This is a genomic window from Chryseobacterium amylolyticum (assembly GCF_051011775.1).
In the GTDB taxonomy this organism is placed as follows: Bacteria; Bacteroidota; Bacteroidia; order Flavobacteriales; family Weeksellaceae; genus Chryseobacterium.
Map to the genome: position 1 here is coordinate 301,524 of NZ_JBPCHX010000002.1, position 18,803 is coordinate 320,326.

The following is an 18,803-nucleotide window of genomic DNA, read 5'->3' on the forward strand; positions in this document are numbered from 1 at the left end:
TTAAAAAGGATATCCGATGGCAATATTTAAAACAAGATTATCTTTCCTCCAGCTTGAGTCTCCGAAGTTAATTTTATCGAAGGCCCATCTGTCCCCTTTCTGATAATAAGGAACTCTCAGTGGCATGGCAAGATCCAGTCTTAAGATCAGGATAGAAAAATCCAGTCTCAGACCTACTCCGGCTCCCACTGCAATTTCATTTAAAAAATCTTTTGAAAATTTAGCCCCGGGTCTGTTTTCATCGTCGTGAAGAAGCCAGATGTTTCCGGCATCTACAAAAACGGCAGCATTTAAGAACTTATAAAGATTGGCACGGTACTCTGCATTTAATTCCAGTTTGATATCTCCGGACTGGTCAAAGTAAGTACCAGGATCTATCGTTCTCGGGTCAAAACTTCCCGGTCCTAATGTTCTTGCACGGAATGCTCTGATACTGTTACTTCCTCCTGAAAAAAACTGCTTGGAAAAAGGAATAAACTCCGAGTTTCCATACGGATAGGCGATTCCTCCGATAAATCTCGTTGCCAGTGAAGATTTTTCACTAAACTTATGATAGAATCTGAAATCATTTTCAATTTTTACATACTGACTGAAAGGAATTCCGAATATTTTCTTTTCCTTATCTTTTTTTACATCAGCACCCGTAACCAGCCCTGTAATATTTCCTGCCAGATCAAGCATCCCTTTATAGTAAATGGTATTGGTCTTAGGCAGCATGGTATTGGTATAGGTGTAAGAATAGGTTGGACCGAAAATAAGCTGTTTTGCAACAACTCGCTGCATAGCAGGATTGCTGGCAGACTTAATATGATATTCTTCTGTAACATTTGCAGGAGAAACCAATGTAATATCAATGACTTTCAGGTCATGTTCCTTCCTTGCATTTTCTTTCCATAAATATCCGAATGACCCGGTGAAATTATTAAGCGTGTAATACTGTGTTCTGTTTTGGAATTCATATCCCAATGTGATATTGGTTCTGGGAACAAACTCACTGGAAGAATGAAAACGGAAAGGTGCCACAATTCTCGGAATTGAAAGCTGTACATTTGTTCCTGCGCGGAAAATATTATTGGCATTCTGGGCTCCTCCCATCTGGAAATCAAAAGCGCCGTAGATCGCAGCTTTGAATTGTTCTGCGCCCCTGAAGAAGTTTCGGTGCGTCCAGTTCAGGTTCAGCTCACTTCCTGCATAGTTGGCAGAATTGGTTCTTCCTAATGCTTCCAGACGAAGGGACTGAATTTGTCTCGGAGTTAATAAATAATAGGCGTCAAATTTATGGCTTAAAGAATCGGATACGATGAATTCATTCTTTACAAATTTAAAAACCCCCAGACTGATCAGCCGGTTCAGAGTCAGGTTATGATTGGAACGGTTATACAGATCTCCCTGCTTGAAATATAGGGCCCTGTCAAAAATCTTTGGTTTGAATTTATGCTGTGGATCGATAACATAGATATCATCGAAAGCATACTTTGAAAGAGAATCCTTATTCATCGGGATGCTGTATTTTCCATCTTTTACATCCTGAATGTTGTAGTTGGGAAATACAATCACTTTGTCAATACTGAATTGCTGAGTCGCCAAATCCGGAGTATTGTCTTTCAGTTTTACGTTAAGTTCAACCTTATGATTTTTGCTTACCGTACTGTCTGCCTGTACGATAATATTATCCGGATGAAAATAATAAAACCCCCTTTCCTTTAACCTGTTGTCAATTCTTTCTCTTTCCGCCTTAATGACATCAAGGTCAAAAGGTCTGCCGTTTTTGAGAAGGGTTTTATCAGCAAAGCTCTGGATTTCCTGATTAACCAGTGTAGAGTCTTTCTGAAACTTTACTCCATCAATAAGGTATCTTGAGCCAGGTCTCACCGTATAAATAACCTGGGCTTTTTTATTCTTTGAAACGGTATCATAAGTAGCTCTAGCATTAAAATACCCTTTGTTTTCAGAATAATTTTCAATAATATCTTTATTGAACTCTCTGTCTACATCCCCTAATAATACTGGTTTTTCGCCTACTTTATACTTAAGCCAGTAATTAAAGCCTTTGTCTTTTTTGGGCTCTTTGGCTATGTTATAGAAATACAGCTTTGGGCGCATTCCCAAAAATGTAGAATTGGGTTTGGGAGTGAGATTGGCTTCCAGTGCAGACTGCAATTCTTTTTTTTCTTTTTTTGAAATCGTATCGTTTTCAATCTTTACTTCAGCTCCTGTGTAGAGCATCTGGCCTTCTTTCAAAAACCTGGTATTGCTGCATGAAATCACCGTTGATGCCATTCCGGAAACCAACAGGTACTTACAATATATATGGAACTTATTACTCATTATTTAAATTCTACCACTTGGTTATTTTGATTCTTTTTCGGTTTTTTTTCTTTGGATTTCTGGAAAATCTCCCGGAATTTGTCATAATCCAATGTAATAATGAATCCGACTCCGGTTTCTATGATCTGCCCCTGAAGAGCCACCTGATATTCATCCTTGCGATAAGCACGAAGCATATATCTTCCGTCTTTGGAAAGACTGTAATCTACAGAAACATTACCTGCAATATTCGTCATGTTTTCATTCTGACGGGCCTGGCCTTCCAGTCCGAAGTTACTTCCCACCGTTACTTTCAGTCGGTCATTCAGTAATTTTTTACTGATATCCACATTCAGATCGGTTCTTGTATTTTTCTCCCCGCTGGAATAATCTTCTGAAGAATCAAGACCAAAATTAAGATCTACCCCTTTAATCAGGCCTGCCGCAAGATTATTCAATTGCTGAGAAAGGATTTTACTCACACTCTGTCTTGCCATGGTCTCTGCAGACATTCCTGCTCCGCTTTCAAATGGATTCTCTCCTATGAAACGGTTCAGAAGCAATAAGGCAAATACCTGCTTATTCAGTTCTGATTCCTGGGTTCTGACCTGAGCGAGTTTCTGGTCAATAATATCTTTTACATTCGTGGATACGGCATTATTTTTTTCATCCGTAGTAATATCAAAAGTGAGCTGGGGTTTCAGAAGCTCACCTTTCATTTTCAATAATGCATTGAAAGGAACCCTTTGCTTAAACTGATTGATTGTAGAGGCACTTTCTCCACTGATCTGCTGTTCTACAAGATCAATAGGCGGTGCTTCAGTTTTGTACACAGCTGTAATATCCATTTGAGCCATGGTAGGTTCACCTGTCCAGGTAATAGTGCTTCCTTTCTGGATATCAAATTTACGTTTCAGGAAGCTTACAGAGAGGTCATAGCTTCCTTTGTTCACTTCATATACTCCTACCAATGTGGTTTTTCCTGAAGGGTCTATTCCTCCGGTTAATTCTGCCTCTCCCTGGAGCTGTACAAAATCACCATTGGCTTTATCAATAATTAATGAGAGTTTTGCTTCTTTGCTGACTTCAATATTGACACTTACATCCATCCCTTTGATGCGGCTCTGCGCAGTAAGAGTATCTGCTTTAATGGTTTTATTCAACACAACCTGATCCTGGTCTACAAACTCTACAATACCGTCTCTTTCCTGTAAAGATGGGCTGGATTGAGGAAGAACGAAAGTGAAATCCGTATTGTCAGCCACGTTCAGTTTTCCGTCTACTTTTGGAAGATCCAGGTTCCCACGGATATGAAGACCGGCGTCAATAGCAAGAATACCATACATGATTGCATCATTGGATTTTTCCGAATTAACCACTTTAAAGTCTTTGGCATTCACATTCAGGTTAAATGCAAAATCTCTGTATGTCTGGGTAAGAACCTGCCCATCTACGACAAGTGCGTTACCGTCTTTATCTTTTATTTTGAATCTGTCAAACTCAATTCCACGGCTGGTAAAATCTATTTCATCGCTCAGATGTCTGAAATCACTTCCTGTTTTGGCAATTTCCAGCCCTGCATCATTGAACTTTACTTTTCCTAAAATATTGGGCTGAGCAGTAGTTCCTGTAATCTTTAAGTTCCCTGAAAGATATCCTTCCGTATTGGTAATCGCATTCATAGAGAATCCCTGAATGCTCTTCATCTGAAGCTGGTTAATCGCCATATTCAGGTCAAAAGTACTGGATGAAGTATTGTAATCTCCCAGGATTTTTACATCATTGTTATTCCCGGAAAGAGCGATATCGGCATTTAAAACATTCGGTGAAGCATTGTTCACTTTTACGGCAAGGTTTCCGACAGGGCTTCCATAGACGATTAAATCTGAAATATTCAGGTCGGAAGTGAAAGTCATATTTTTAGTGACATCCCGAAGCTGTGCCGTACCGTTGATAGTCCCTCTTGCAAGAACTGTATCTTTTTTAATAAGTTCCGTAATGGTTTCAATCTTAAAATCTTTCAACGAAATATTTAAAGGACTGGCAGGACTGGCACTTTCAGACTGAACAGCAATTTCACTGCTTCCATTGGATAGAATAAAGTTGTCCGCCAGAATTCCTTTGCTGCTGATCTGAATTTTATTGTTTTCTGCAACATTCCAGTCAGTGTAATTCAGTTTTAGACCATTGGGATTAAGAGAAATTTCGGTAATGTCATTCAAGGATTTTGCGTTTCCTGCAATCAGGAACCGGGTGGCATCCTTTTCATCTTTTGTCGTGACATTGTATCGGATTGTGTTATCTGCAACATCTCCGTCAATACTGATTTTATTTAATGAAAAGCTTGAGCTTTTTAAAGCTGCAACATTCAGATTATATTGTAATGCCTGATTTTCATTTGTAACTTTTAAAGTTCCTTTTTCAATAGAATTTTCACCATACAATAATCGTGGGATCTGCCCGTCAATTTCAATTTTCTGAGAATCGGCGTCATAGTTTCCTGCTAAATTTATGGTTTCAAAATCTTTCAGATCCGGAACAAATTTTCTGATCAGGTCATCATTTTTGATTTTGGCTGTAAAGGTAAAGTGCTGCCCCGGATCAATTTTCCGGTTTTTATCCAGCTTCTGGAACTGATAATACTGATTTACCGTTTGTGTTAAAGCTCCAAAAATCTGAGTGAGCTTATATTTTCCTTTCAGTTCTGCGTCGGCAATCTGGGAATTGAAAATAATCCGGGTGGAATCCTGGGTGGAGGAAGCCTTCAGATTAACTTCCTGTACAGGATATACTTCTTTGGTATCTGAAAAAGCAAAATCTTTAAGATTGAGATATCCGTTCAGGTTATTCGGATCTAAACTGGAGAAATCACCATCAATTTTTCCGGCAATAATCATTGGCTTTTCATAGAAGCCCAGCTTATTAACATCCAGTTTAATAACTTCTCCATTCACTTTTACCGTTGGATTTTTTTCGTCATAAACTCCTGAAGCAGTCAGTTGTAAACTTGCATTGGGATCTTTTGAGTCCAAAAGAACGTGATATGCTCCTTTATTGATCTTTCCGGTAAGGTTCATATTCTGATAACGGTATCCTTTGTACACAGCAGAAGCAACATATCCCTTTACATCAGCATTGGCATTTTTAAAATCAAAGCTTTCTCCTTTCGCGGCAATTTGTGCAGTGACAGGGCCTATGTCTTTATTCTGAATAATTTTTCCTACCTGTATTCCCTGAAGATTGGCTTTTACATTATACAGTTCATGATGCTTTCTCCTCAGATCTACCTGCGCGATAATGGCTGCATTACCGAGTGTAGAATAGAGGTTAAGATCAGTATTGACTACTTTCGTTGTCCCTTTTGCATTTCCTTTGATACTGAAATGGGAAGGAAGCGAAATATTGGACGGAATTGTATTTTTAGGAACAAGATTGAATATCGTTTTGGCACTGGAAGAAAATTCGCCGATTCTCAGGTCATAATATAACTGATTCGGATTCATCGCATTCCTGATTTTTCCGGACGCCATTACCCTCAGCTGATCCAGGCCGGAAACCTTAAGATCCTGAATCAAAAGGTCATTGACGCTTCCTTTAACATTAGCATTTACATTAAGGATAGCATTCGGATATGTATTAAAAGGTACTGTATTTCTTAAAGACGGAACTATATTCAGAATATCTGAGAATCCGATTTTGGAATCTTTGATATTGGCCGAAATTTTCACGGCGCCTAAGTTTGAACTCAGCTGATCAATAGAGTTATAATTTAAAATAACCTCATCACGCAATATTGTTTTCGGGGTTTGCAGATAAAGATCTTTGAGGTAGGCCTCTTTTTCAGCATACACAAAATCCGTGTTGAATTTCTGGATATCCAGTCCTCTGCCTTCTTTGATCTCTGCAGAATTCACTGTTCCGGCAAAAGTATTATTCTCCATTTTAAAGCTTCTCACCTCAACATTCATTTTTGAAAAATTAAGATGGTTGAAGTCCATTCCCTGCTTGGTAGGAGCAATCGCAGTATTATTATAAGTTGCTTTTACATCATTCAGAACAAATTTTCCTAAAAGAAGCCTCATAGCTTTATCAGATACTTTTGAAACATCTGGTTCATTTGTTTTTTTCGGATTGGCATTCTGAGCCGGAAGATAAAGGTTGGCATTAATATCTGCCCCGGAAAGAAATACATTTGCTACGTTGAAAGCATTATTTTCCAGATCCAGTTTATTGATCTTTGTACTCAGCTCTTTGAAGATGATTTTTGCAAATGTTTTGGTGTTTTCATCACCGTAATCAATATCGAAATGGGTAAGCTTAATACCTCTCAATCCAATATTCATAGGCTTCTTTTCATTGAGGGAGTCTACCTTTTTCTCCACCTTTTTGGCAACTTCTTCTACAAGGTCCTGCTTTAGCTTTAATTTTAATCCGTCAAGATTAATATCATTGACGGCATAGTTGTTTTTGTTAAGATCAAAAGTTTTTACCCTCGTATCGAATGATTTAAAATAGAGCTTAATATCATTCTTCGACTGCTGGTCGTTGAAGGTAACACCAATATCCTTTAAATTGATTTTATCAAGGGAAATAATAAAAGGTTTGGAAGGACTTTCCTCCTTGTCACTGGTGGCAAAAGCATCGATGATATAATCAAAATTGAATTTTCCGTCCGGTTTCCGTACCACATTGGCGCGGGCTCCTTCCATATTGACGGATGTAATATCTGCCGTAGAATTAAGAAGTTTCAGCATGTGCAAACCTACATCCAGTTTTTTCACTGCCAGAAGGGTATCTACATCCTGTCCTTTGAGATAAAGATTTTCCATGACAAGACTGTTGGGAAACCCGATGTAGACTCTTTCAAGGCTTACCGGAGTTTTGATTTTTTTCTCCAGGTAAACAATGAGTTTGTCTTTAATGAAATTTTGAACGGCAGGAAGTCTTAAGCTTAATATCAACAGGGTAAGAAGAACCAATATTGAAATAAAGGTTATTGCAATACGCCTTAAGAGTTTTGTGGTGTTGATTTTCAGTTTCAAATGCGATGTGGTTTCTAACAAAGATAATAATACTATTTTATTTGATCCTTGTTGTGGTACCCTTTGCGAATGCAAAAATCCTGCCTTGGCCGTCTTTTTATGGAATTTTTAGTTTGTAGTTGTCAAGTGAATAGTTGAGTAGGACGAACCAAGGCAAGAATTGTTATTGTAAAAAACGCCCCCTTTTTATCATTTTTTTAATGTTGAAAAGGTTAGTTAGCAAAAATGAAAATTCAAATGTTAGTGTAGTAAAGGGGGCGTGGCATGGTTTATAAGATAGATAATAAATTTTTTTTATTCATTTCCGTTTTCCCATTTTACCTCTTCTCCCTGAGGCGCTGCTCCGCCTTGTGCGGTTGTTATAGGAGCAGTTTCCTGGTTGATGTGGTAAATGTAAGCGGCAATTTTTTCTGCATCTCTTCCGGTAATGGTTCCTTCCTTGATGAATGGTCTCATGGTAGGATTGTTGGGAGAACCGTTTTCTAGCATCCAGAAAACATTTTTAAATAAGCTTTTTTCTTTAATATTAATCCAGTGGGTATCGGTAAGGTTGGGGCCAATACCACCTTTTCCTCCGTCTCCGTGGCAGGTAACACAGTTCGTTTTGAAAAGTTCCTGTCCTTCCGCAATATTATCAGCACTGTATTTTGCAGATTCCAGATTGATCTGCGGGGCACTTTTTTCATATTCTTCGATGGAAGCTAACATGGTTTTTGCTTCTTTGGTGTATTCTACGTCCGGGTGGGCGTAATCTGTAAAAGAGAAAGCTACCAGATACACAGCGCAGAAGATACATCCGAACCAGAACAGACCGATCCACCACTTCGGAAGAGAGTTGTCAAGCTCTGTGATTCCGTCAAAACCATGGTCGATAAGGATATCTTTTTCTTCCGTAGCGGTTTGTTTTTTGAAGGCAGAATTCCATAATTTCTGATAATAAGGAATCTTTTTTTCTTCAAGGTATTGCTTTTTCTCCTCTTCTGATAATCTGTTGAAACTTTCATTCTCCACCAGATCTCCAATTGAGTTCATGATCAGCAGAAGGATAATAGCGATTAATATCAGTGCCCAAAAAAAAGGAGAAGAAAAATATCCTGAATCTCCGGCGAACATTTCAAAGGCCATGATCGTTAAACCTATCGTTGTTGCGATATATACTGAAATTGGGGTTCTCGTTTTCATTGCATTACAATTTTAAATGTTACTCTACACTTGCGGTTTGTACCTGTGTTGTTTTAATATCTGTACCTAATCTCTGCAGGTATGCGATCATGGCTACAATTTCTCTCTGCTCAAGTGGTACATAGGCAGATCCTTTTGCTGTTTTTTCTTTGGTCATCTGATCTTTTACATCGGTAGCTTCAGAATAAATTCTCTGTACAATTGCTTTTGACTGGTTGTCCGCCCATTGGTTAGCAGAATCGATCTGAGCTTTTGTATAAGGAACGTCGAAAGCATTTTTCATCAGCTTCATTTTATCGACCATCTGGGTTCTGTCCAGTTTATTGGTGATCAGCCATGGGAAACGTGGCATGATAGAACCGGCAGATGTAATCCTTGGGTTATACATATGTTTGAAGTGCCATGAATCCGGGTTTCTGCCTCCTTCTCTGTGAAGATCCGGTCCTGTTCTTTTAGATCCCCATAAGAATGGCCTGTCGTATATGAATTCTCCTGCTTTGGAATATTGTCCGTTTTTTCCTTCAAATCTTACCACTTCATCACGGAATGGTCTGATCATCTGGGAGTGGCAGGCGTTACATCCTTCCCGGATATATAAATCTCTACCTTCCAGTTCCAGTGGAGTATAAGGCTTCACTGCAGTAATGGTCGGAACGCTTTGCTTAAGAGATAGTGTCGGAACAATTTCCACCAGCCCGCCAATAGCTACCGTAATGAAAGCTAAGATTGATAGGAGAGTAGGCGTTCTTTCCAGCCAAAGGTGTACCCCCTCGCCTTCTTTTCTTGCACTTCCGATATTAGCCAGTGCAGGTGCTTCCGCCGGAACTTCCCTCTGGAATGAACCAGCTTTAATCGTTTTAATCACATTAACAACCATCAGAACAGCTCCTGAAATATAGAACAGTCCTCCTAAGAATCTCATTTTATAGTAAGGAATAACAGCGGTTACGGTATCCAGCCAGTTTTTCCATAACAGCGTTCCGTCCGGGTTGAACTGTTTCCACATCAATCCCTGTGTGAACCCTGAAATATACATGGGTACGGCATAGAAAATAATTCCTAATGTTCCCAGCCAGAAATGCCAGTTCGCTAATTTTACAGACCAGAGTTTTGTTCTCCACATAATCGGGATCAGGTAATAAACAATTCCGAATGCCATGAAACCATTCCACCCAAGGGCACCAATGTGTACGTGTCCGATTACCCAGTCGGTATAGTGGCCAATTTTATTTAATGATTTTGTTGCTAACAGAGGCCCTTCGAAAGTAGCCATACCATAGCAGGTAACGGCAACCACAAAGAATTTCAGAATAGGATTTTCTCTTACTTTGTCCCATGCCCCTCTTAGAGTAAGAAGACCATTCAGCATTCCTCCCCATGATGGTGCAATAAGCATGATAGAGAACCCGGTTCCTACGGCTTGAGCCCATGCCGGCAAAGCTGTATATTGCAGGTGGTGAGGCCCGGCCCAAAGGTATACAAAGATCAGCGACCAGAAGTGAATAATGGATAATTTGTATGAGAATACCGGTCGCTGAGCTGCTTTTGGCATAAAGTAATACATCAGACCCAATACAGGAGTGGTTAATACGAATGCTACCGCATTATGCCCGTACCACCATTGTACTAATGCATCTTTTACTCCTGCATATACAGAATAGGATTTCCAGCTTGTGAAAGATAACGGAACTTCAAGGTTATTGAAGATATGAAGCATGGCTACAGCAATCCAGGTTGCCATATAAAACCATATTGCTACATATAAATGTCTCACTCTTCTTTTAGCAATAGTTCCGAACATATTGATTCCGAAAATGATCCATGAAAATGCAATTAAGATGTCAATGGGCCATTCATGCTCGGCATATTCTTTAGAAGTATTGATTCCCATAAGGAATGTAATCACTACACTTACAATCATCAGCTGCCATGACCAGAAATGAATCCAGGAAAGGGTATCACTGTACATTCTGGTTTTAAGAAGTCTCTGCATACTGTAGTAGGCACCACAGAAAAAGGAGTTGCATACGAAAGCAAAAATTACAGCACTGGTATGAAGCATTCTGATTCTTCCGAAGCCCATAGCTCCCTGTGTATTGATCAGCCCCTGAATATTACCCGAAGCCAGGCTTTTAATAGTTGTATCATCCGTACCGAATAAAAATTCAGGTAATTCAGGATAAAAAAGCATCAATGCAGCTGTAAGCCCAAGCAGAAATCCTACAAGTCCGAATGCGATAGTCGCATAGAGGAATGCTCTGACAATAGTATTGTCATAATTAAATTTTTGCGTCTCCATAAATTCCAATAGTGTTTACCGAAGTGATATTTCCTCTGAAAAAGGTTTATTTTAACCTTTTTATATGTTAAAAGTAAATATCATGTAACGTGTATAATGTTTTGCCAAAGGTATTTATTAACTTTGTTGAAGGCTAATAGATAATCTTCTAAAATATACCGAAAACTACTAAAACAGAAACGATGAAAGTATGTGGGCAAAATATCAGGAAAATACGTAGGAGTAAAGACCTTACGCAGGAGTATATGGCCTTTGAAATGGGAATTTCCCAAAAGGCTTATTCCGATATTGAAAATTCCAAAGTGAAGATCAATCTGGAAATACTGACTAAAATATCAGATATTTTAGATATCAGGCCATCCGATATTTGCAGTATTTCCCATAAGTGCGGAACGGACGGTTTTGAAGATAAATACCAAAGCCTCCTGGAATACATGAAAAAGAATAATATATCAATTCCCAAAGAATTTCTATAAGCTTGTAATACTTCTCTGTTACATTAACTTTTCTCATTATAAAACAATGATCTCCCCGGACAGAGGGAGATCATATTTTTTTGCGAACAAAAAAGACTGTGTTTCTAGCATGCCTGATGACCATGGCATTGATGAGGGAACAAATGTTTGGTTTTTCAAATTTATTATAATTAATACAGTATTAATAAATAATTATGTAGAAAAAAATTCACATAATTGTGGATAAATATTTACAATAAATTTAATTTTGTATAATATATTTGCCTTAAATATAATGCTGGCCCTCTGAATGAAGCATCTCTACTTTATTTCACTTCTATTTTTTTTATGTGTCAACGGCCAAAGCTATACGACCCAGTGGTATACTATGGACAATGGTCTGCCTCAAAACAGCATCAAAGACATTGTAAAGGACAAATATGGTTTTATCTGGCTGTCTATGGAAGGAAGGATCCTGAGATATGACGGAAGTAACTTTGTACAGTATAACAATTTTAAACTTAAAAATTTAAGTTTTGGAGATTTCTATGGCAGTATAAAAAAAGACAGCATTTCCGTCTTCAATATTTCTGAAAAAAAAGCTCTTCTGATTTCCCGCCGGAGACCGGACATTATAACTGCCGATAATACATTTGGGCATGGGGGCGTTTTGAAAAATAAGGTATATAAAAGAATTGTAAGGAATACTCTTACGGCCAGGTATATTTCTTATTATATCAATTCCTATTATATTCAGCTGGATGAAGGAACCTATTACTTTGAAGATAATAATATTGTTTACGTTGATAGAAAAAGCAAGAAAAGAACTATTGTTACTGGTGGTTTTTCTTATGACCGGTTGAAAAAAATGTTTGTTCACGGCGAATCTGTATTCATTAGTGATCCGGCCCGTAAGAAAATAACCCTGTTATACAGAGGAACATTGTCAGAGATGGAAGCCGATTCTATTTATACAGATCCGGAAACGAGAATGTACTGGCAGCAAATTTCCGGACAGGTTTTTATCATTGATCGTGGTAAGATATACAGAAGTGAATTTTCAGGAGGTAAGCTAAAACTCACTTTTTTATTGGAGTATAGGGATATTGATAAAGACATCTCCGGAGCTATGTTTTATGATGAGACAGCAAGGAAGCTCTATATCGGAAGTTCTATTAATGGATTGAAGATTCTGAGCATGTCAGATTTCACGGTTTCCAGGAAAAATATGCCCTATCAGGATGAGGTTTGCTATGCCGCAATTTCTTACGGGGACAATTCTGTTCTGACACAGGAAGGAATAAAATATTCCCGTAATCTTTCACAGAGGGTGTTTTTTGCTCCTCAGTCCTATGATAAGAGGTATATATTTGAGGATAATGCGGGAAATCTTGTATATCGGGAAAATAATTCCATTCATGTAAGATATAGGAATACCGGATTTTCAAAATATGATTCTATTTCTTATCAAGGGAAAGAGATTGACGGGCTTTATAAAAACGGGAATCTTTACAGTGCATCCATAGTAGATAAAAATAAGTTTTATCTGTATCTGTTTGCTCAAGATGATTTTAAGAAAACTGAAAAGATTATTCCGTGTGAAGATAATATAGATGCCGTTTTCAGGTATGATAAGGATCTGCTTTATCTGGGAAGCAGCGCAGGAATTTATGTATACTCTTTTTCCCGGAACAAAATCATAAAGCATATAGGAAAAGGTCTTCCTGTAAAACAAATCATCAGAACAAAAGACGGAAATATCTGGTTCACCACTTACAGCAGAGGGATTTATTTAATGAAAGATCAGAAAGCTCTCAGAATCCCTTCCGATAAAAATGATTTTCTGGCCAATGCTCATTATCTGTTGGAAGATCAAAAGTCCAATTTATGGATATCTTCTGATAACGGGTTGTTCATGATTAATAAAAATGATCTCCTGCAGTACATGAAGACATCCCGGGGTGCGGTCACTTATTACCGGTATACTAAAAAACATGGCCTTTTGAATAATGAATTCAATGGAAGTGCAAACCCTTGTGCTCATGTGCTGAAGGACGGACAATTTGTATTTCCGTCTATGGAAGGATTTGTATTTTTTAATCCCGCAAATATCAGCGTTTATTATCCGGGCAGGAAAGATATTTATTTGGAAAGAGCAAGGATAAAAGGAAAAATGATCCAGCTGAAGGATAAACTCTTTCTGGAATGCGGATATAAAAATGCGGAACTTTATATAGATATTCCTTATTATTCCGACCCTGACAATATCTATCTTCAGGCCAGGCTTTCAGGGAGTGAAGACAGTCGATGGATCAATATCAAAAGTGATAGGATATTCCGGTTAGCCAATGTAGAGCCCGGAACTTACAATCTTATTGTCCGGTTTTTATCTTCCGAAACCGGTAAATACGTATATAAAACACTTCCGGTAGAAGTTGAGGCTTATTTTTATCAGACGCTGTTCTTTAAAATCATGATCGCAGGGATTATCATTTTCGTCATTCTGGTGATCGTGCAGGTCAGGACCAATTTTTTAAGACTGAAAAATAAAGTGCTGAAAAATACCCTGGACCATAAAGACAAGCAACTGCTGGAAACCAATAACAAACTTAAAAATGAATCCGATTATCAGAAAAAACTGGTGGAAAGTATCAGCCATGATATTACAACCCCTGTAAAATTTATTGCACTTCTTTCACAGGAGCTCAACCAATCTGAAGATCCGAAAACACAGAAAAAATACTTTGACAGCATTTACAAAACCTCAGAGCAGCTTTATAAATTTACATTAAGCCTTAAAGAATATACGGAACTCTATAAACAGGAAAATACAGAGAACGAAGAATATTCCATCTATGATCTTATTGAAACCAAAAGGCTATTATTTGAAGAAATTGCAGCTCAGAAAAAAACATTTATCTACAATTTTTGTGATCATCAGCTGAAGAGTAAACTTAATAAAAACATTCTCCTCGCAGTTTTCCATAATATCATTGATAATGCAGTGAAAAATACTTCAGACGGAGAAATTATCATTACATCAGCTTCTGCGCAATCCCATATAGAGATCAATATTGCAGATACCGGAACCGGGATGTCTGATGAGCAGATGGCCTATTATTCAGGACTGTTTAAGAAAAACGGGAATGAACATATGATTTTTAAAAATTACGGTTTAGGGCTTCATATGGTTGTTCAGCTGGTAAGAAAGATACATTCTGAAATGACTTTCTATAAAAACACTCCGAAAGGAACCCTCATTAAAATCCTTATTAAAATATGACAAAAAAAATACTCATTGCCGATGACCACCATGTGGTAAGGATCGGGACCGCTATGATCCTGGAGAAAAATTTTAATTATGTTGAAGTAAGTTTTGCAGAAACTTATGACGAAGCAAAACAGAAAATTGAATCTGAGAAATATGATCTGGTTATTCTTGATATTGAACTTCCCGGGAGCATTCTCAAATCAATGGTCAAAGAAATTAAAGCCATCTCTCCGGAATCCCTTATTTTAATCTTCACTTCCTATAAAGAAAATATTGCGCTGCAATATATTGAAGAAGGTGCAAATGGTTTTCTTAATAAACAGAGTGACCCTGAAAATTTTGTCAAGGCTGTTGAAGCAATCTTTAAAGACGGATATTATTATACTTCTGAGATGATGAATGAAATTTTAAAAGGGAACCAAAGGAAAAAAAACATTGAAAATCTGTCAGAGAGAGAACTGCAGGTTTTTAACCTTCTCGCCAAAGGAAACGGAAACCTTGAAATTGCTAATGCCCTTAATATCGAAGAATCTACCGTAGGAACCTACAAAAGAAGAGTCTACCAGAAATTAAAAATATCCAACCTTGTTGAACTGCTGGAAATTTACAGCGAAATTCATTAGAGCAATTTTCATAAAGTCATAATATCACTACGTTTTTGTGGAAAAATACGTACAGGATCGGTTCTTTATTTACTCATTTTTCGCAGTAGGTTCGTATTGTGAAAAATAAGTAAATAATAAGGTATTGGATGATGTCCCAAACCTTGGTTTCTGAAAACGTATTTGTCTATGAAAAAAAAGATGTTTTTTATTATCCTGCTGGCAGGGTTAAATTATTCCCTTATCTCATTAAATGCACAAACAGGAAATGTAGGAATTAATACAGCTGCTCCTGCCAATACGCTTACTGTAAACGGAAATACTTCCATAGGTTCCGGTTATACGGGCATTGCTGCTCCCACCAATGGAACAATTATAGAAGGAGACGTCGGTATCGGAACTTCTGCACCTGCTGCTAAGCTGGATGTTATCGGTAAGATAAAAATTACTGACGGTTCACAGGGAGCTGGAAAAATATTGGGTTCTGATGCTAATGGATTGGCAACATGGCAGCCTGCACCAGGCTCTATACTGATTACAGGGAACAATAATCAGACTCCTAATTTTTCTATTATTACCCCTCCAACAACAGAATTTATTGCAGACTGCCCTGTAACGCTAAACAAAGGATTATATACATTGTATTATTATGTACAATATGATTATTTTATTCCGGGAACCACCACTGCAAGGCCTATAGATCCTACCAGTGGATCTACAGTTGCAGCCACTTTTCCGAGATTTATCTATTTTAATTTTATTACCAGTTCAGGATCGGCAAGCTTTCCAAGTTATCCTGCATTTGGAGGGAATGAAGGACCTCATATAGTTCCTTCCATAAGCGCTCATCAGGTTGCAGCCAAAATAAGCCAGCTTGTTGTTGTAGATCAGGATAACACGGTTATACGCCCAAGATATTGGAATATTCCTGCATATGGTAGAGTTTCAAATATAGGGCCGATTATTGCTGTAAAAATGTAATTAAAAATATACAACCTTATTGAGCTGCTGGAAATTTACAGTGAAATTCATTAGAGCAATTTTCCTAAAGTCATAATATCACTACGTTTTTGTGGAAAAATACGTACAGGATCGGTTCTTTATTTGCTCATTTTTCGCAGTAGGTTAGTGCTTCAATAAACTTAAAAAACAATTTCAATGAAAAAGATTTATGTTATGATTTTAGGGATTTTTGCAAACTTAGCTGCTGCGCAGGTTGGGGTTAATACTCCAAATCCCCAGGGAATGTTTCATTTAGACGGAAAGAAAAACAATGAGGCTTCAGGTCCTGTGAACCCCGCCAACCAGGCAGATGATGTAATAATGACGGCTGATGGCCGCATAGGCATCGGGAATAACAATCCGGCAGCAAGCTTAGATATAAAAACCGCAGGAACTTTAGCTGCTCCGGTATCAGGAATAAAAATTGCAGACGGAGCACAAAATGATAACTATGTTCTGACTTCTGACGCCAATGGTAACGGTTTATGGAAGCCTGTGAGACTAACTGTGGTAAGAGGTACCAATGGACCTGGAGTAGATATTCCTTTTACATTTACTAACGCATTCAGTTATACAGGCTCTTATATTGATTTACCACCCGGGAAATGGCTGGTGACTGTACAGCAGCTTATTATTCCTGCCGGAGCTGCATTAATCAGTGATCAGTGGATGTGGCTAAGGACAAGTTTTTCAGACCAGCCCAGTATTGTACCGGGAGATGTGGCCGATATTTCAGGAGATATTTCCCAGGCTCCGGTTTTGGTAAGCGGACTTATTCAGGGGCCGACTGCTCCTACGCTTACAAGATTTTCTATTATTCAGGGAAGTCTGGTGATTAACAATGCTTCCGGTGCTGTAAAAAGATATAAATACATAGCAGGAAATAATGTCATTGGAGGGGTGCAGACAACTGCTACTTATTTTCAGGGATTTGGAGGAAACTTTTCCGAAAATATTATTTATGCAGTACCAACAAATTAAACGTCAATTATTAGGATTAAGCTCTTAAGAGAGAAAGATCAGTGATTTTATATTAGTGTTCAGATAAACCTTGTCAGATTGATGAGGTTTTTTCTTGTCGGCTCCATTGCCAATTGCCAATTTCGCCCATGGAATGTGAATTTCTCTGAAAAGTTTTTATATATTTAGCGACCGAATAATTCATTCAATGAACAACGAAAATAAAACAGGACAAAACGAGAATTTAGTTAGAGGATTAACAAATCGACACATACAATTAATTGCCCTCGGAGGTGCTATCGGAACCGGGTTATTCCTGGGAATCGGGCCGGCTGCAGTACTGGCCGGGCCATCCGTAATTTTAGGCTATGCTTTGGCAGGTATCATCGCCTTTTTTATTATGCGTCAGCTTGGTGAAATGGTAGTTCAGGAACCCGTATCGGGAAGTTTTAGCTACTTCGCTTACAAATATTGGGGAAATTTTCCAGGATTTGCTTCAGGATGGAACTACTGGATTCTCTATATTCTGGTGAGTATGGCCGAACTTACTGCTATCGGACATTATATTCACTTCTGGTGGCCGGAGATTCCGCTATGGGTGTCCAGTTTATTCTTTTTTGTAGTCATCAATGCTCTTAATTTAGCTTCTGTAAAGGTCTATGGGGAAACAGAGTTCTGGTTTTCCATCATCAAGGTAGTGGCTATTATTGCGATGATTATTTTTGGTGTATACCTTCTAATAAGCGGTACAGGAGGAGAAAAAGCAAGCATTACCAATTTATGGAATGACGGGGGATTCTTCCCGAAAGGACTATTTAATAAAACAGAAAGTGGATATTCAGGATTATTTGCAGCCATGGCGATGATTATGTTCTCTTTCGGAGGATTGGAGCTTATTGGGATTACTGCTGCTGAGGCGAAAAATCCGGAAAAAACGATTCCGCAGGCAACCAATCAGGTGATTTACAGAATCCTTATTTTCTATGTAGGAGCGTTGGTAATTTTATTTTCTTTAAGTCCGTGGAGAGATATTACGGAAGGATCCAGCCCGTTCGTAATGGTATTCCAAAATCTGAACGGTCTTGAGTTCAGTCTTTTTGGAAAAGTAATTCAGTTCAATACTTTGATTGCCAATGTTCTTAATCTGATTGTTTTAACAGCTGCTTTGTCAGTGTACAACAGCAGTGTTTACAGCAACAGCAGAATGCTTTTCGGATTGGCCCAACAAGGGAATGCTCCGAAATTCCTTAAAAAGCTGAATAAAAATGCTGTGCCGATCAACGCAATCATTGTGTCGTCATGCTTTGCAGGAATCTGTATTATCATCAATAAATTAGTCCCTGAAAAAGCTTTTGAATATTTAATGGCTCTGGTTGTATCTACGTTGATTATCAATTGGCTGATGATATGCTACACCCATCTGAAATTTAAAAAAACAATAAGCGCAGAAGGAATCCGTTCAAAATTCCCATCCATTTTTTACCCGGTATCTAACTATATCTGTATTGCATTTCTGGTTTTGATTCTGGGATTAATGAGTATTACAGGAATGGAAATTCAGGTGATTCTGATTCCGGTCTGGCTGGGCTTTTTATTTGTGATGTATAAATTATACAAACCGAATTAAGGATTAAAACAATATTTGAAAAGGTGGAAATCATTTGATTTTTCACCTTTTTTGTT

Annotated in this window: 10 protein-coding genes; 6 read left to right on the forward strand and 4 right to left on the reverse strand. The window is 38.1% G+C overall.

Features of this window, described 5'->3' with window-relative positions; genetic code table 11:
• The 4 genes from tamL to ccoN form a co-directional block, all read right to left on the reverse strand.
• The gene (tamL, locus tag ACR1PO_RS06530) at positions 1-2,328 is read right to left on the reverse strand and encodes a translocation and assembly module lipoprotein TamL (RefSeq protein WP_433986242.1); all 2,328 of its coding nucleotides are present in this window, start codon (positions 2,326-2,328) and stop codon (positions 1-3) included.
• On the reverse strand, positions 2,328-7,349 hold the full coding sequence (locus ACR1PO_RS06535; RefSeq protein WP_433986243.1) for a translocation/assembly module TamB domain-containing protein: 5,022 nt from the start codon (positions 7,347-7,349) through the stop codon (positions 2,328-2,330). The genes tamL and ACR1PO_RS06535 overlap by 1 nt, the downstream gene beginning before the upstream one ends.
• A 294-nt stretch (positions 7,350-7,643) precedes the next feature.
• On the reverse strand, positions 7,644-8,531 hold the full coding sequence (locus ACR1PO_RS06540) for a cbb3-type cytochrome c oxidase N-terminal domain-containing protein (protein WP_433986244.1): 888 nt from the start codon (positions 8,529-8,531) through the stop codon (positions 7,644-7,646).
• Between the two features lie 19 nt (positions 8,532-8,550).
• A complete protein-coding gene (gene ccoN, locus ACR1PO_RS06545; protein WP_433986245.1) occupies positions 8,551-10,830 on the reverse strand; it encodes a cytochrome-c oxidase, cbb3-type subunit I in 2,280 nt (759 codons plus the stop codon).
• Positions 10,831-11,012: 182 nt separating this feature from the next.
• Here ccoN and ACR1PO_RS06550 point away from each other — a divergent pair, with 182 nt between their 5' ends.
• From ACR1PO_RS06550 to ACR1PO_RS06575, 6 genes are all read left to right on the forward strand, one after another.
• Positions 11,013-11,306: a helix-turn-helix domain-containing protein gene (locus ACR1PO_RS06550; protein ID WP_332385240.1), complete on the forward strand. Its 294-nt coding sequence runs from the start codon at positions 11,013-11,015 to the stop codon at positions 11,304-11,306.
• Positions 11,307-11,595: 289 nt separating this feature from the next.
• Positions 11,596-14,568 carry a sensor histidine kinase gene (locus ACR1PO_RS06555; RefSeq protein ID WP_433986246.1) on the forward strand — a complete coding sequence of 991 codons (2,973 nt, stop codon included), beginning with the start codon at positions 11,596-11,598 and terminating at the stop codon, positions 14,566-14,568.
• On the forward strand, positions 14,565-15,179 hold the full coding sequence (locus tag ACR1PO_RS06560) for a response regulator transcription factor (RefSeq protein WP_433986247.1): 615 nt from the start codon (positions 14,565-14,567) through the stop codon (positions 15,177-15,179). The genes ACR1PO_RS06555 and ACR1PO_RS06560 overlap by 4 nt, the downstream gene beginning before the upstream one ends.
• Positions 15,180-15,347: 168 nt before the next feature.
• Entirely contained in the window at positions 15,348-16,139 is a 792-nt protein-coding gene (locus tag ACR1PO_RS06565) for a hypothetical protein (protein ID WP_433986248.1), read from the forward strand.
• Between the two features lie 177 nt (positions 16,140-16,316).
• Positions 16,317-17,141, forward strand: coding sequence for a hypothetical protein (locus tag ACR1PO_RS06570; RefSeq protein ID WP_433986249.1), 825 nt, complete (start codon positions 16,317-16,319; stop codon positions 17,139-17,141).
• Between the two features lie 187 nt (positions 17,142-17,328).
• Positions 17,329-18,747 (forward strand): amino acid permease, encoded by a 1,419-nt coding sequence (locus tag ACR1PO_RS06575; protein WP_332385248.1) that lies wholly within the window; start codon positions 17,329-17,331, stop codon positions 18,745-18,747.
• Positions 18,748-18,803: the final 56 nt, after the last annotated feature.

Bases quoted from the DNA above. Each gene is read 5' to 3' on its own strand.
- tamL (WP_433986242.1), bottom strand. From the start codon at position 2,328: ATGAGTAATAAGTTCCATATATATTGTAAGTACCTGTTGGTTTCCGGA.
- ACR1PO_RS06540 (WP_433986244.1), bottom strand. From the start codon at position 8,531: ATGAAAACGAGAACCCCAATTTCAGTATATATCGCAACAACGATAGGT.
- ccoN (WP_433986245.1), bottom strand. From the start codon at position 10,830: ATGGAGACGCAAAAATTTAATTATGACAATACTATTGTCAGAGCATTC.
- ACR1PO_RS06550 (WP_332385240.1), top strand. From the start codon at position 11,013: ATGAAAGTATGTGGGCAAAATATCAGGAAAATACGTAGGAGTAAAGAC.
- ACR1PO_RS06555 (WP_433986246.1), top strand. From the start codon at position 11,596: ATGAAGCATCTCTACTTTATTTCACTTCTATTTTTTTTATGTGTCAAC.
- ACR1PO_RS06560 (WP_433986247.1), top strand. From the start codon at position 14,565: ATGACAAAAAAAATACTCATTGCCGATGACCACCATGTGGTAAGGATC.
- ACR1PO_RS06565 (WP_433986248.1), top strand. From the start codon at position 15,348: ATGAAAAAAAAGATGTTTTTTATTATCCTGCTGGCAGGGTTAAATTAT.
- ACR1PO_RS06570 (WP_433986249.1), top strand. From the start codon at position 16,317: ATGAAAAAGATTTATGTTATGATTTTAGGGATTTTTGCAAACTTAGCT.
- ACR1PO_RS06575 (WP_332385248.1), top strand. From the start codon at position 17,329: ATGAACAACGAAAATAAAACAGGACAAAACGAGAATTTAGTTAGAGGA.